Annotated in this window: 13 protein-coding genes and 1 tRNA gene; 10 read left to right on the top strand and 4 right to left on the bottom strand. The window is 52.9% G+C overall.

The genetic code is table 11. The annotated features are described in order from the left end of the window. The first annotated feature begins 41 nt into the window (after positions 1 to 41). The 3 genes from KOR42_RS09240 (at position 42) to KOR42_RS09230 (ending at position 4,070) form a co-directional block, all read left to right on the top strand. Entirely contained in the window at positions 42 to 707 is a 666-nt protein-coding gene (locus tag KOR42_RS09240) for a putative metallopeptidase (protein ID WP_231740817.1), read from the top strand. A gap of 129 nt (positions 708 to 836) precedes the next feature. Further along, the gene (locus KOR42_RS09235; protein ID WP_146509043.1) at positions 837 to 2,141 is read left to right on the top strand and encodes a sensor histidine kinase; all 1,305 of its coding nucleotides are present in this window, start codon (positions 837 to 839) and stop codon (positions 2,139 to 2,141) included. A gap of 183 nt (positions 2,142 to 2,324) precedes the next feature. After that, the gene (locus tag KOR42_RS09230) at positions 2,325 to 4,070 is read left to right on the top strand and encodes an SMP-30/gluconolactonase/LRE family protein (protein WP_146509041.1); all 1,746 of its coding nucleotides are present in this window, start codon (positions 2,325 to 2,327) and stop codon (positions 4,068 to 4,070) included. 192 nt (positions 4,071 to 4,262) lie between these two features. Here KOR42_RS09230 and KOR42_RS09225 read toward each other — a convergent pair whose 3' ends face one another. The 3 genes from KOR42_RS09225 to KOR42_RS09215 all read right to left on the bottom strand — a co-directional run bounded on the left by KOR42_RS09225 (position 4,263) and on the right by KOR42_RS09215 (position 8,554). After that, complete coding sequence (locus KOR42_RS09225; protein WP_146509039.1) at positions 4,263 to 4,616, bottom strand: PilZ domain-containing protein; 354 nt, start codon at positions 4,614 to 4,616, stop codon at positions 4,263 to 4,265. A gap of 337 nt (positions 4,617 to 4,953) precedes the next feature. Next, positions 4,954 to 6,849: a hypothetical protein gene (locus tag KOR42_RS09220; RefSeq protein WP_146509037.1), complete on the bottom strand. Its 1,896-nt coding sequence runs from the start codon at positions 6,847 to 6,849 to the stop codon at positions 4,954 to 4,956. A 154-nt stretch (positions 6,850 to 7,003) separates the two neighbouring features. Continuing rightward, positions 7,004 to 8,554 (bottom strand): serine/threonine protein kinase, encoded by a 1,551-nt coding sequence (locus KOR42_RS09215; protein ID WP_231740816.1) that lies wholly within the window; start codon positions 8,552 to 8,554, stop codon positions 7,004 to 7,006. A gap of 193 nt (positions 8,555 to 8,747) precedes the next feature. On the opposite strand from KOR42_RS09215, the gene KOR42_RS09210 reads away from it, so the two are divergent. The 3 genes from KOR42_RS09210 (at position 8,748) to KOR42_RS09200 (ending at position 9,615) form a co-directional block, all read left to right on the top strand. Further along, positions 8,748 to 8,820 (top strand) — tRNA-Glu (locus tag KOR42_RS09210). A gap of 141 nt (positions 8,821 to 8,961) precedes the next feature. Continuing rightward, positions 8,962 to 9,237 (top strand): hypothetical protein, encoded by a 276-nt coding sequence (locus KOR42_RS09205; RefSeq protein ID WP_146509033.1) that lies wholly within the window; start codon positions 8,962 to 8,964, stop codon positions 9,235 to 9,237. Between the two features lie 174 nt (positions 9,238 to 9,411). Next, positions 9,412 to 9,615: a carbon storage regulator gene (locus KOR42_RS09200; RefSeq protein ID WP_146509031.1), complete on the top strand. Its 204-nt coding sequence runs from the start codon at positions 9,412 to 9,414 to the stop codon at positions 9,613 to 9,615. Between the two features lie 293 nt (positions 9,616 to 9,908). Here KOR42_RS09200 and KOR42_RS09195 read toward each other — a convergent pair whose 3' ends face one another. Further along, the gene (locus KOR42_RS09195) at positions 9,909 to 10,331 is read right to left on the bottom strand and encodes an MFS transporter (RefSeq protein WP_146509029.1); all 423 of its coding nucleotides are present in this window, start codon (positions 10,329 to 10,331) and stop codon (positions 9,909 to 9,911) included. Positions 10,332 to 10,636: 305 nt separating this feature from the next. On the opposite strand from KOR42_RS09195, the gene KOR42_RS09190 reads away from it, so the two are divergent. The 4 genes from KOR42_RS09190 to KOR42_RS09175 all read left to right on the top strand — a co-directional run bounded on the left by KOR42_RS09190 (position 10,637) and on the right by KOR42_RS09175 (position 14,592). After that, the gene (locus KOR42_RS09190; RefSeq protein ID WP_146509027.1) at positions 10,637 to 11,167 is read left to right on the top strand and encodes a hypothetical protein; all 531 of its coding nucleotides are present in this window, start codon (positions 10,637 to 10,639) and stop codon (positions 11,165 to 11,167) included. A 143-nt stretch (positions 11,168 to 11,310) separates the two neighbouring features. After that, on the top strand, positions 11,311 to 12,444 hold the full coding sequence (gene proB / locus KOR42_RS09185; protein WP_146509025.1) for a glutamate 5-kinase: 1,134 nt from the start codon (positions 11,311 to 11,313) through the stop codon (positions 12,442 to 12,444). Positions 12,445 to 12,611: 167 nt separating this feature from the next. After that, positions 12,612 to 13,421 (top strand): enoyl-ACP reductase FabI, encoded by an 810-nt coding sequence (locus KOR42_RS09180; RefSeq protein ID WP_146509024.1) that lies wholly within the window; start codon positions 12,612 to 12,614, stop codon positions 13,419 to 13,421. A gap of 271 nt (positions 13,422 to 13,692) precedes the next feature. Beyond that, on the top strand, positions 13,693 to 14,592 hold the full coding sequence (locus tag KOR42_RS09175) for a menaquinone biosynthesis family protein (RefSeq protein WP_146509022.1): 900 nt from the start codon (positions 13,693 to 13,695) through the stop codon (positions 14,590 to 14,592). The last annotated feature ends 145 nt before the right edge of the window (positions 14,593 to 14,737 follow it).

The following is a 14,737-nucleotide window of genomic DNA, read 5'->3' as shown; positions in this document are numbered from 1 at the left end:
TGCTGTTGTAGACTCTGACGCCATTGCGAAAGGAAGCTGTTGTGGCGCGTTTGACTCGACTTCGCTCGGCACTTGGTCCGTTCGATTTTACCGAAGCGATATCGCAACTCTGTGAAGACATCACCAACCGACACGAAGCGTTTCTCCATATCGATATGGCAGAAGTCGCTGTCAGCTTCGCGCAAGCTCGTTCTCGAGTGTTGCATGGGTTGCAAGCCAAATTGACACCGATGCGGTTCGAAGACGGGGCGTTGACCTGGCGACGGAATGGTCAAACGTGGACGGTGCAGAGGCTGTATCTCGGAAAGCGTGAGATGAAATACATTCTCACCTTCTATTTGCCCCGGTTCCTGGATCAATCGTTTCAGGAAAAGATGGTCACAATTCTGCACGAGCTCTATCACATCAGCCCGAAATTTGATGGAGATATTCGACGTTTTTCGGGGCGTTGCCATGTGCATACCCACTCCCAGCAAGAGTATGACGGCCAGATGGAAGTCTTTGCTCGGGAGTATCTGGCGATGCGTCCTCCCGAATCGTTGTACACATTTCTCCACTGCGGTTTCGAAGAGTTGCAGAAACGTCATGGGGAAGTCGTGGGTGTCAGGATTCCCATTCCCAAACTCATTCCCGTCAAGAATGCTGCTCGCGCGAAACTCATCACAGGGAATTCTGGCTCGCTGCCGGGAAGAGAAGACCGGGGGTGATGACAAATTTTGCTTGACGAAAAGTGAAATTCGCACATCAAATCTGTTCGGCTGAGTGCACAAGAACGAGCATCTTGCTTTAGAATCGCACTTTGTGGAATTCCGTGCTCACTGACTTTCAGGCAACAGATGAGTGACTCTGAGCCAAACGATGACGTTCCTGACTCTGATCTGACCATTGAGGCCAATTGGCAGCTGCGAGCGGAGTCGATTACGCTTCGAATTCGATGGTTTGGGCTGATCGTTGGTTATCTCCTGGTCAATTTTCTCTCTCCGACACCCAGTCAGCCGTACCTGAATGGAATCTTGACTGTCGGAGCTGTGTATGCCTTGTTTGATCTGGCGTGGCACTATCGCGGAGAGGTTTTCTTCAGCCGTTTTCCGTTGTTTGTGTCATTCATGGAGGCTGTGTTCATCGGCCTTCTGTGCCACTACGACGAAGGCATAAACAGCCCTTTTCGGCTGTATTACTTTCTCTCACTTCTAGTTTGTTCGTTGAGGTATTCCCCTTCGGTAACGTACTCGACGTTCGCTTTGCACGCGGTCAGCTACTCAACATTGGCATTTGAGCCAGGAGAATTGTCGCGCCAAGATTTTGTGTCGCTGGTCTTGATGTTGATATTCATGGGCTGGGTGACATGGGCGGGGACTGCACTTTCCAATCTCTTGAGGCAGACTGGGCGCAAACTCACTCTGCTCAATCAGGAACTTGAGGGCCGTATTCAAAGACGAACAGAAGAGCTGCAAGAGTCGCAGGCGATTCTTGTTCAGCAGGAGAAACAGGCAGCCTTCGGGCTTCTGGCTGCGGGCATTGCACACGAGGTTGGGAATCCACTGACCGCGATCAGTTCTCTCGTTCAAATGATGAATCGGCAAGAACTCGATCCGGAGTCTCAAGACCGCCTGAAATTGATTGACGAACAACTTCGACGAATCACGCGGACGCTTCGAGAGTTGATTGAATTCTCCCGCCCGGGCACAAAGATGTTGCAGCGGATCGATATTCATGAAGTGATTCGTAACGCTTTGGATATCGCAAAGTATTACAAGCGGAAAAAAGGGAAGACGATCAAAACGGAGTTCCCGGAGAATCTGCCCCGGGTGACTGCGGTTCGCGACGAGATTCTTCAGGTCTTCTTGAATTTGATTTTGAATGGGCTCGATGCGACAGAAGAAGGCGGGACGATCGAGATCATCGTTCGAGTTCAGAACGATGCTTTGGAGATCGATGTCGCGGACGATGGATGTGGGATTCCGCTCGAGTCACAAGAGCAACTCTTTCAGCCGTATTTCACGACGAAGTCCAACGGGACCGGGTTGGGATTGTTCGTTTGCCGCAACATCACGCGTTCGGCAGGGGGGACGATGAATCTCGTTCAGTCAACACCGGGAGTCGGAACCGTCTTTCGTGTGACGTTGCCGATTATCCAATAACGTCGCGTCAAGTTGCGGTGTTGGAAGGGCGGTCTTGTTGAACTGGAAGCGCAGGCTCTTCGTCGTGAGTCGCCCGGCAGGTTCTTTTCAGTGTCGGCCATGTGATGTTGATCGCACTTTGTGTGAACTTGAAGTAGCATCCAGATTGTTGGATTTGTTCGGGTTTCTGAGGAAAGAATCAGCATGAGCGTTCTGCGTTATTTCGTTTTCGGGTTTGCTGTGTGTGCCACATTGGGTTGGTCATTGAATCAGTCCGCTTTTGCGGAAACGGATTATCCACTCACTGAGGATTCGATCCGGCAGGACGGTGTTCCGGAAGGGAAAGTGATCGGGCCGATTCAGTGGCGCAGCAAGATCTTTCCCGGGACTGTGCGTGATTACTGGATTTACGTTCCGCAGCAGTACGACCCTTCTCAGGAAGCATGTGTTTTTGTCGTTCAAGACGGCCTCAACCGTGCGAAGGGATGGCACCTTCTTCCAGTTCTCGACAACCTGATTCACAAAAAAGAGATCCCGGTTCAGATCGGAATTTTCATCAGCCCTGGCGGTGTGCCTGCGGCGAATGATCAATCGCAGCCGCGATTCAATCGAAGCTTCGAGTATGACGGTCTAGGTGATCGATACGCTCGATTTCTTGTTGAGGAGATTCTTCCCGAAGTGGGCAAGGACTACTCGTTGAGTGACGACCCCAACGATCGCGCCATTGCGGGCGCGAGTTCCGGTGGGATTTGCGCATTCACTGTTGCCTGGGAACGTCCCGATCAGTTCCGGCGCGTGCTGAGTACCATTGGCACCTTTGTCGGTTTGCGTGGAGGTGATGCGTATCCCGTGATGATCCGAAAACACGAGCCGAAACCGATTCGAGTCTTTCTGCAGGATGGAAGTACGGATCTCAATCTTTACGGCGGAGAATGGTTTGTCGCGAATCAGGCGATGCTGTCCGCGCTGAAGTTCGCGGGATACGAAGTCAATCATGCCTGGGGCGATGGGGGGCACAACTCAAAGCATGCTGCTTCGATCATGCCGGAAGCTTTGAAGTGGTTGTGGGAAGGCTATCCCGGGGAAGTGTCTGTTGGAACTACCGAAGGACGACGGACGGATTTGCTGATTCCGGGAGAAGACTGGGTCGAGGTCAGCAGCGGTCATCGATTTACTGAAGGGCCGGCAATTGATAGCGACGGGAATTTGTATTTCACCGATATTCCCAATGCGACGATTCACAAGATCGATCGATCCGGAAACAAATCGGTGTTCGTGAAGGACAGTCCCGGGATCAACGGATTGATGTTCGGTGCCGATCAGAAGCTGTATGGGTGTCAAAACGGAACGAAGAAAATCGTCCGCTACACACTCGACGGCGAAGAGGAAGTCGTCTGCGAAGGTTATCCGTGCAACGACCTCGTGGTTCTCCCCAATGGAGTTGGGTTCTTCACAGACCCGCAGAACAAGAAAGTCTGGAGATTCGACGCCGAAGGAAAAGTGACGTTGGCTGACGAAGGGATTGCCCGTCCCAACGGGATTATTGTTTCTCCGGATCAGTCGATTCTCACCGTTGCCGATACTGACGGACGATTCACGTATTCATTCACTCTGGATGAGAACACCCAGCTGCAGAACAAGCAGGTCTATGGGCACCTGCATCTTGAAGATCAGGAATTGAAGAGCGGGGCAGACGGAATGGCCGTTGATACAGAAGGAAGAACTTACGTCACCACTCGTGTCGGTCTTCAGGTGCTCGATCAACTCGGCCGCGTCCACTTTATCATCGAGAAACCGCAAGACGCCTGGCTCTCGAACGTCGTTTTCGGCGGCGAAAACCTGGACGTTCTCTACGCAACTTGTGGTGACAAATTGTACTCCCGAAAGATCAAAGCGACCGGAGTTCGACCGTGGGAAGCAGCGGTCAAGCAGCCGAAGCCGAGTTTATAGGCGAGTCCTTATCGATCGCGCTGCTGAGTGGATTTCACTCAGGCCAATGTGTTCGCTTGAACTGTTGACTCGTTTGATCGCATGAAACGGCTACGAGCGCAGCCGGACCCTTCAACTGTTGCGGAAAGAGAATTCCGCCAGTTGGAGGTTCTTGAGTGAGAAAGTTGAAGGCGAGCGTTGCCGTTGGAGTTGTTACTCGGCGTCGCGGCGGGCAAGGAATCGTCCACCGCTGATGAACATGCCTCCATCACACGGACGACACCATTCGATGAGGACTCGATATTCGAACTGCCGAGTTTCACTCGCCATTCGAACGGTGACTTCGCCCGGATTGATTTGCCCCTTGTGGAGCAGACCAATTCCAAAGCGGCTGATTTCTCGGGTCATCGTGGAGATGGTGTTGCCACGCAATGTGGTCACCTCGGCCGGGACGGAGAGTTGAAGTCGTTCAGCGCTCCGTTCGTGATTCGCATCGGACTGATTGATGCTCTCCAGCACCGAACGAAGATCATCCATACTGGGACGAGCACCAGGATCGTTAGACATTGTCACAGTTCTCTGCAGGAATTATCTGTTCACTTGCAGATAAGCTAGATCACAATGGTTCCGTTCGACGGCCTGACCAGAGAATTGCAGCTGGGTGAAGACGGATTGATCCCGGATAACCGTCTCAACTGCTACGCTCGGTTCCTGCATGAGGGTTGAGATCACTCCACATTGTTCCGATCGGGAATTTTCGATCCTGATCAGGAGTGTAAGAACGTGAAGGATCTCTCCTCGTTAGAGCATTTTCTGTTCTGCTTTACACTCACTCGCACGAGCAAACTCCGCCTTTTCCCGGATGGAAAAGTTCAAGCGAGTGCACAGGAACGAGCAACTTGCTCTAGGCTGCGCGCCGGATTTTCAGTTCGACCTTTTTCGATGATTCGGAAGAGGCTTCTTCGGAAAGTGTTTCTTCCTTCGCCGGTTTCGAACGGTTCAGACGGGCTCCGATCATGGTCAGCACAGTGGCGGTAATGAATGCCATTGTTCCCCAGCGAAGATTGGTCGACGCAGTGGCTGCGTTCGCCTTTTCTCCACTTGGACTGACCGATGCTGCGGATTTTGTTGAGTCCGCAGCGAGTACCGGTTCAGCGGCATTCGATGTTGCCGTCGATGACTGTGCCAGTGAGCTGTCACCTGCTTCGGCGTTTTCGAGTGACTCGAACAGTGGGACCGCGCGATCCGGATAAGATTCCTGTCCGGCGTCAGCGCTGGCGACGGTCGGCTGCAATTCGTTCGATTGGTCGCTTTCGACGTCAGTTGCTTCTGCCGCAGTGGCGTCACTGTCGACCAGTCCGAAGTTGCTGGGTGTCGGTGCAGCGGTTGGCAAGTCTGGATCGGCGACCGGTTCAAGTGAGAACGCGTCTGCGATTTCGGTTTCCGGAACAGCTGCCATCGGTGGAACGTTGCTGCTGCCAGGAGCAGGTTCAAGTTTCCGCATTGGCGAAGCAGTATTCTGTTCGCTGAACTGAGATGCGGGCTTGTCGGGAAGTCCTTCCCATGACGGTGACTCGGTTTTGCCTGCGAACACTTTTTGATGGCTTTCGCTCGGTTGTTCCTTCGGCTTGATGCTCGGAACCGCTGACGGATGCTTCCCATCATGAGGAAGCGAATGATCCGATGGTGAGCCCCAAAGTTGTCCTGCAATTTCTTCGCAGAGGGCCACTGGACACTGGTCGAGAACTCCGATCGTCAACTCGTGTTTGTCCGCGATGTGCTTGGCGAGCAATGCGTTTCGGTACGCGGCGTGAGTTTCGCCTCGCATCTGGTGAGTGCGTGCCATTGAGATGAGCTGTTCCATCCGATCTCTTGCGCTAGTTTCGCGAGTGACCGGGGTGATCTCTTCGTCATTGACTCGCTTGATTGCCGATCGGCGCGGTTGAATTTCTGCAAGTTGCGCGGAGTCAGGCTGCGTTTGCTGTTGGGCATCAGCGAATTGAACTCTCGGCTGATGTTCATCGTGTGCCAGCGGTTCTCCGAGAGACGGCTCAGGCAGCGCGACGACCTCTTGTGAATCCGTCGCACTCGCTGGCTGAAGCTGCGCATTGGGAGCGCTGCTTGTGAATTCTTCGTCGACTTGAACGATTTGATGTTTCAAGACAACTGTCTCGGTCGGAGCTGTCGGCTCGCTGCTCTCTGCAATCGGATGGACTGATTGCGAAGGAGCAGATTGCGACGGAGCGGGCGAATCTGCAGCTTCGAATCCCGGGAATGGGCGTGCGGAATCGGTGCGGACGAGCGATTCGAGGTCTTCCATGACGGATTGGTCGATCTGCTGAATTCCGTTCCCTGCGGACGGTTCGCGGAAAGAGATTCCCGAAGAAAACGCCGAGCTGCCCGTGGTCTCGTTTCCTGAAGCCGCTCGTTTCTCTTGTGGAAACCGGATTTCATCCAGCCCAAGAAACGGATCGGGATGCGGATTGGGAAGTGGGTCGATCGAATTGGATGCAAGTGGATGTTGATTTCTTCGCGACGGGAGCGAAGACCGTGACGATTTACTGGAAGCGTCGTCAACCGAAACGAAATCCGGGCCCGGAGAGTGCCGCGTACTGCGCAGCGTCGGCGAATCGGATTCGTGCGGAGTTGCTGCCTCAGCCCGAGACTTTTTCGTAAGAACAGCGCCCAAGTGGCGCGGCGATGGTCGTGCGCAGCCAGTCAATTGAAGACCAGAAGCACAAGTTGCCGCGAGAACAAGTCCAGCAATGCGACCGCGCATGCGCGGTTGTTGAATGCGCATCACATCCCCCCCTTTGGTGATGAGCTAGAGAATCTTCTTCGGTATCGACAGTGAAGCTTCGCTCGGATCAGAGGAATTTGAACGAAATTCGAAATGCTCTGACGCTATCGAAAATTCCGATTACTCCGACGGAATGCTTTGATTCAGGAGAGGATCACCTTTCGCTTCGGTGTTTGATTCGATGAAATTTCCAACCCGGGAGGAAAAATGTTCCTGCGGAAATCACTCCGAATATTGAGAGCGCGTACTGCGGGAAAATCGCCATCGGAATGGCAGTGAGAAACAGAATCGTGGCGTGGATGTAGAACTCGCCGGAGAGAATTCCCGCTTTGGCGATGAAGACGGCTCCGGCAAACAAAGCGAGCACCGGGGAGAGTGTCAGTGCTGGAAGGTCGAGAAGGTATTCAATTCCGAACAGTCCGGTTGAGCACGCCATACTGGCTGCCCAGACGTGAGCGATTTGTCGTTCGACGAATGTGACCGGTCCCGATCGCCGCCGAAGGTTCCAGAAAATGACAGCCCACGTGCCGAGGCCGAATGTCCAAAGTCCGAAATAGGGAATCCGGGAGTGAATGCCGCTGTTTCTGACTGCTTCTGTTGCCAGGCAGAGAAACAGGAGGACTGCTGCATGCCACATCCATAAAACCCCCCAGTTCTCGAGGACGTTAATGTGGTGAGTTGAACGAAATGCGCGGCTCAACACCTGCGAGAAGTGCGACGATCTGGCGCTGACCGGTTCGTGATTGAGGAAAGCTTGCAGGTCGTCAGCAAGTGAGTCGGCAGTTGCGTAGCGAAGGTCCGCCGGCTTTTGCATCGCTTTCAATACGATCATTTCGAGATCAGTGTCGACGGCCGGATTGAGGAGTCTCGGCAGGGGAGGGTCCTGCTCAAGAATCATCATGAGAGTGTCAATGGGCGTTGCTGACTGAAACGGAGCACGACCAGTGAGGCATGCGTAGAGAATTGCTCCGAGGCTGTAGATATCGGTTCCGAGTCCGACCTGTTCTCTTTGCCCAGCTGCCTGTTCGGGGGCCATGTATCCTGGAGTTCCAAGAATGGCGCCCGATTCAGTGAGGGTGTCTGAATTCTCTCCATGTGTGAGAGACGGGGTGTCAAAGCGTTTCGCCAGTCCAAAGTCAGAAACAAAAGGACGACCGGTTTCATCGATCAGAATGTTGGAAGGTTTGAGGTCCCGGTGAAGGACTCCCTGTCGATGTGCGTAGGCGACCCCTCTGCAAACGGGGATCATGAGTTCGGCACACTCACGATTTGAAAGAGGGCCTTCCGCAATTCTTTTGGCGAGAGTGGTTCCGTTGATCAGGGGCATGCTAAAGAACGGGTGCCCCTCGGAGTTCCCGGTTTCGAAGACCGACACAATATTCGGGTGGTCGAGTCTGCCGGCGGATTTTGCTTCGCTCTGAAATCGAAAATGGTTGATGGATGTCGCTGAGGCTCCCTGCAGGAGCATTTTGATGGCGACAGTACGATTGAGGGAAATCTGTCGTGCTTCATAGACAACACCCATTCCGCCGCGTCCAATTTCGGCGATCAATTCGTAATCGTTGATTTCAGGAAGTTCAGAAGATTGAGTTGGGGTGCCTTCGTGTTTGCCCGGATCAGAAATCGGGGAGTGAAGATTCTCAGCAACAATGATCGTGGCCCACAGTTCACGAATTTCCTGAGCGAAATCTGGAAATTTTTCCAATTCTCTTTCGAGGTTGAATGCTTTTTCGCTGTGCATTTTTTGCAAAAGTGTGTCCAGGATGCGAACAATTCTGTCATCTCGCGTGTCCGACGGGTGTGTCACTGCGATCCTCGAACTTTGTTGGAAGTTTGCGATATTTTCGTGAATGGGTCTGCTTGACATTGTCGAATCAGCCGATACCGTATGTCTCGCTGGCCCCATCGTCTAGCGGCCTAGGACATTGGATTTTCAGTCCAGTAACACGGGTTCAAATCCCGTTGGGGTCACCTGAACAGGCGGCAACGATTTTACGATCGTTGCCGCCTTTCTTCTTGCCATAATTTCTTCGGCGAAGCAAATCTTCCTCTTCCGGGCTCGGATTCCGACGAATACTCCATGTATGGACTTGTTCGAAATCAAGGGAATCGATGGATACTGCATTTGCTTGGCAGCAACTCTTTGAAAACTGGCCGACATCAATGCCTCGTCGGGGGCTGGTGGTCACTGCTGCTGGTGAGACGATTGAGTTTCGTGAATTTCTGACTTCCGAGGGGCTCGTCGCGTTCGAGCGCGAGAGGCCGGATACCTCCGGAGCGAGAAAAGTCGTCCTCGCATTCTCTGCCATTACGGCAGTTAAGATGACGGATACCGAACCGCTTGCGGGGCTGAAGAGCCTCGGGTTCCAAGGGGCTCAGGGTGCCTAAAAGTTGTGCAGCGTGGCAGTGCCTGAAAAGTGGGCAGCTGTCTTATTGGGTGTTGGGTGCTGGACAACTCGTTTGGATGCTGGTATCGTTGTGATGTCATGCTCGTTTTGATGGCGCCAGACGCGGCAGGAAGCCGCTCCTTGAACGAGACTCCCACAGGAAGGAAACCACACTATGTTGGTTCTCTCAAGAAAACCCGGTGAGCGCATCCTGATCGGTGAAGACATTGCGGTCACGGTTGTTCGCATCGGCCCAAACACTGTTCGTATCGGAATTGATGCTCCTCGCGAGATGAACATCGTTCGCGATGAACTCTGCGACGGTGAGGGCTCGCCCGCTGAACTTGAAAAGAAGAATCAAAAGCTCGCCGCTCAGTAGAGTATCGGTGAGTTTGATTTCGAAAACCCGGGCAAACGGAGTCGACCAAACCGTATGTCGATTTCGCTTTGTTGAACGCGGGGGCTTTGTTGTTTCTTGGGCGAATGCGTGTGGGCGGCAGTTCCCAGCGCGGGGCTTTCTGTGAATCAATGAAGGTTTTCGAGGCCCGTTCTATTCGTAATTCCTGAAGTCGCAATTCTATTCTTGAGCCCGGAATGCGACGGTGTTCCTGAAGTGAACACGTTTTCGGTGGAATTCCTGCTGCTCGTTTTCACCGCCTGAAGCCAGTCTATTTACGCTTCCGGTCGATTTCGACGCGTTGTTTTCGAGTTCTTCGAGACGTTGGAAGGGACCCAGTTTCTCAGCCCATCTTTCATGTCCCGCAGTTCTTCGGCATTCGGAGGGCGGTTGCCTCCGTAAGAGCGGGAAGATCTTTCCGCGCGTCGTGGTTCGTATTCATGCTCGGGCCGGGCTTGTTTGCTGAAGACCCAGTTGTAGACGTTTTTGGGGCTGAATGACGACGTCGCGCGGATCAGGAAAACAAGCAGGCAAAGGCCGACGAAGGTGATAATTCCGCTGACGATGGTTGTGTACGGATCTCCCCCGGTGACTGCAATGACGAAAAGCAGCCCGATGGCGCCGGTCAGGAGGACGAACGTCGATGCCAGAATCGAGCCGTTCGGCTTCCCGGATGAATTGAAAAACTCGCCTGGCATATTGAGTTCCGTCTGCGAGTGCAAAGAAGAGGGACCATTGTTCATCATCACGAATGGCGGGTGATCGGTCAAGTTTTCCGCACCAGTCGATTTTGATGCGAGGAGGCGGGAAGCCTCGACTTCGATTCCTTGAGATTGATCAACCAGAGATGAGGGGTCCGGCCGAATTTCGTCATTGCGAATTCAATGCACTCCCTCAGAATCAGAGATCAGCTTATTGAAGGCTCGACGCAATCGATCCATAATAAGGGAAGGGTTCAGGGTGTCTTGAGCCAACGTTGTTGAAATTCGACAGAGATTATTCCATGAGAACCGCTTGCGCTCTCCTGACAATCTGTTTTCTGGGAGGCTGTGAAAAAGCGCCCAGTTCTGATTCCACCGCCGATTCTCCCGAAGCTGTTCAGCAAGAACCTGTCGAAAAGAAGCCGCAAGGGTTTTCAAAACTCGAATGGAAAATTGTCGACAAGAATAAAGCTCTTGAAGAGAACCCGAATCTCGTCGAGGTTTCCAACGAAACCAACGCGGGAGATTATCTGACTGCTGTCACACAATCGCATTTCGCTGCCACGTCACGATTGAACAAAGCGACGATGGAGTACAACGCGAAGCTTTCGTCGTTCGCGAATTCGATTGATAGTTCCGAAGACCCCAAGCCGTTGACGTTCGAGGAATTCGATGAACAGGTTCGGTTGAACCCGAACAACATGAAGGGGCTTTATCCTTGGCAGGTCTATGCGTATGACGAGACCAACGGCACCGTCACGATTCTCGAGGACCGCGAAGAGAAGAAACGTCTTCACGAAGAGAACGGACTCCCGTATTCAGAAGACGAGTAGCCTTCGTTCGTGTGCCTGGCTTTAGTGATTGACCGGCTCTTGCCTCTATCGAACTTCTCTTTGCAGTCGCAACGTTGAGTCGACTGTTGCGATGCAGATACAGAACTTGAGGACCTGTTTCAAACTGGATGAAAACGGAATTCATGCAAGATCTTGTGCGACAGGAAGTCGTTGCGAATGCACGCATCGTCGTGGTCAAAGTGGGGACGAATGTCCTTTCCCGAGATGATGACCGGTTGGACGTCGATCGTGTCCGCGCGCTCGCTCGTCAGATTCACTTGATTCGATCAACCGGGCGGCGAGTTCTCGTCGTTTCGAGTGGAGCGGTCGGAGCTGGGATTGGTCTTCTCGGACTTCCGGGTCGACCGACGGATCTTCCTCACTTGCAGGCAGCCGCTGCGGCAGGGCAGGCGAGTCTGATTCGGGCTTACGATGAAGCTCTTCAGGAATTTGGTTACCACGCAGCCCAGATGCTCCTCACCGCGAACGATTTTCGGAATCGCGATCGCTATCTCAACGTTCGGAACACTCTCAACACGCTCTTCGAATATGGAGTCGTGCCGATTGTCAACGAGAATGACACGGTGAGTGTGCGGGAGATCAAATTCGGTGACAATGATCGACTCGCGGCCATGGTCAGCAATCTGTTGGAATCGCCGCTGCTCGTGATTCTGTCTGTCGTCGACGGACTTTACGATGGCGATCCTCGTGATCCCGAAAGCCAGCGGATCTCGAGAATCAGTTCGGTCGACGAGAAGATTTTGTCGCTGGCGAAAGAGATCAAGAGTTCGCGTGGAACAGGAGGAATGCAGTCGAAGCTCGATTCCGTTCAGGTCGCAACGTCTGTTGGGGGATGTGTGATTATTGCGAACGGGCGGAATGAAAATGTCCTCGAGGAAATTCTCAACGGTGAAGACATTGGGACCCTGTTCACTGCACAGGGACCGTTGATTCCAGCATGGAAACGATGGATTGGTTTTACGGTGACTCCGCATGGAACACTCGAGCTCGATGCCGGGGCTGTGAATGCCGTTCGTCATCGCGGGAAGTCATTGCTTCCGATTGGAGTCACAAAAGTTTCCGGAAGCTTCAATCGGGGTGAACTTGTTTCGTTGACCGATGAATCAGGTCATGAGTTCGCGCGGGGGCTCACGAATTACAACTCGGAATTGGTGAGTCGAATTGCTCGACGCAGAACGGAAGAACTGGAAGAGATGATGGGATCCGTCCCGTATGTTGAGGTGATTCATCGTGACAATCTCTGCGTCATTCGATGAGTGATCGCGGGGAACGTTCTTCATTGTTCACGTGGTGGTTTTGCGTGTCGGTTGTTGACGAGATCGCAGTTTCGAAAACGCTCTCGTAAATTTGTGGATTGTGTCTTTCGGCCATGCAGAATTGAGGTCGCTTTGTCAGAGGCACGCATTTGAAATGGATAATACGGATGGATTTTCTGGATCTAGCTGGCAAATCAGTATTGGTGATGGGAGCTGCGAATCGGAAGAGCGTTGCATTTCATGTGGGAAAGCTGTTGTCCGACTTCGGCGCTGACGTTCTCTATTCTGTTCGCAGCGAACAGCGCCGGGAGAGTCTTCGGAAGCTTGTGGGTGATGCTCCGATCTATGTTTGTGATGTCGAACATCAGGAGGAGATTGATCGACTTGCGGAGTCCCTGGCGAAAGATCGCTCTCAGATTCAAGGGCTTGTTCATTCCATCGCGTTTGCGGACTACTCAGCGGGATGGCTTCCTTTTCACGAGACACCTCGCAGCGCATTTCTGCAGGCGGTCGATATTTCCTGTTTTTCGTTGATTGCGACGTGCAATGCGTTTCGCGAGATCCTCGATCCCTCATCTGGGAGTGTGGTGACGATTTCGATTTCCACGACTCGAATGGCAGCGGAGAACTACGGATACATGGCACCGGTGAAAGCGGCTCTGGATTCGTCGATCTGTTTTCTCGCCAAGTCTTTCTCCGGGTTTTCAAAGGTTCGATTTAATGCGGTTTGCCCGGGGCTTCTGAAAACCTCTGCTTCGGCCGGCATTCCCGGGTATGTCGATTCGTATCTGTTCGCCGAGCAAGCGACACTTCGAAAGCAAGCCGTTCAGACCGCTGAAGTCGCCAACACGGTGGCGTTTCTGGTGAGTCCTCGGTCGTCGGGAATCAATTGTCAGGGATTGGTGATTGATGCGGGAATGGAAACAAATTACTTCGACGAGCAGATCGTCAAGAATGCAGTGGATCAAGGTGGTTAGTGTTCCGGGGAGAATTCTTTGAAACGTGCGGTGAAAGATCGGCTTTCGCTGCGGTTTCCTCGGTGTTGAGATCAGAGATCGCGTGAGCTTGAAACCGAAGTCTGCTCACAATAAGGTCGGTTGGATTCCCGAAAAATTACGAAGGCTTCTCCATGAGTTGCTCTTCACGTGCTTCGAAATGTCGGCTGCTTCGATTGCAGAAGCTGCTGAATCCACCGAATGACATGGTTGGAGTTATCCCTCAAATCGGAATGGTTGAATGAGTGCAGCAATGACTGAAAAAACGACAGAAATTCATGTTGGGCACAGCCCGGACCCGGACGATGCCTTCATGTTTCACGCACTCGCCAACGACAAAATCGAAACCGGAGACTATCTCTTCACTCACGAGTTGCAGGATATCGAAAAGCTCAATCGCCGGGCTTTCGCTGCCGAACTGGAACTGACGGCAGTCAGTCTGCATGGGTACGCTTATCTGACAGATACCTACGCTTTGTGCGCCTGCGGAGCCAGCATGGGGGACAATTATGGCCCGATGGTGGTGACTCGCGGCGAGTCGAGTATTGCTGAGCTTCAAGGCAAGAAAATTGCCGTTCCGGGAACTCTCACAACAGCTTTCCTGGCATTGAACCTCTGTCTGGGAGGAAAGCCGCAGACGTCGACGAAAGAGTCGCACACATCCGGTGATTGCGGGACCTTCACCTACGAAGTTTACCCATTTGATGAAATCTTGAACGTCGTCGAACGGGGTGAGGCGGATGCCGGGCTCATCATTCACGAAGGTCAATTGACGTACGGCGATCAGGGGTTGAGTCTTGTCGTCGATCTGGGCGAGTGGTGGATGGAGAGGACCGGACTTCCACTTCCACTCGGTGCCAATGCAATCCGCAAGGATCTTGGCGAGACGAAGATGAACGAAGTGACGAAGCTGCTCAAAGAGAGCATTCAGTATGGGCTCGACTATCGCGAAGAAGCACTCGAGCACGCACTGCAGTATGGCCGAGACCTTGATCATGCCAAAGCGGACAAGTTCGTTGGGATGTACGTCAACGACTGGACGCTCGATTTCGGTGAGCGTGGACGAGAAGCAGTTGCCCGATTGCTTCAAGAAGGATTCGAAGCGGGGATTATTCCGAATCCTGTCAAACTGGAATTCATTTCCGGTGAGTAGTTTTCAGTAACGTTCCACAACGTTCAACCGAGTTGCGTTCGATGACGCAACTCGGTTGTTTCGTTTGTACGCATACCGGACTGGGAGGAACCGTCCAGGTGTTCGTACAGGGAAGAACAGTATCGCATCAGGCCACTTTTTGGTT

The sequence above is a fragment of the Thalassoglobus neptunius genome (assembly GCF_007859735.1).
In the GTDB taxonomy this organism is placed as follows: domain Bacteria; phylum Planctomycetota; class Planctomycetia; order Planctomycetales; family Planctomycetaceae; genus Thalassoglobus; species Thalassoglobus neptunius.
The sequence above is the reverse complement of the archived record's forward strand: the minus strand, read 5'-3'. Positions and strand labels throughout refer to the sequence as shown.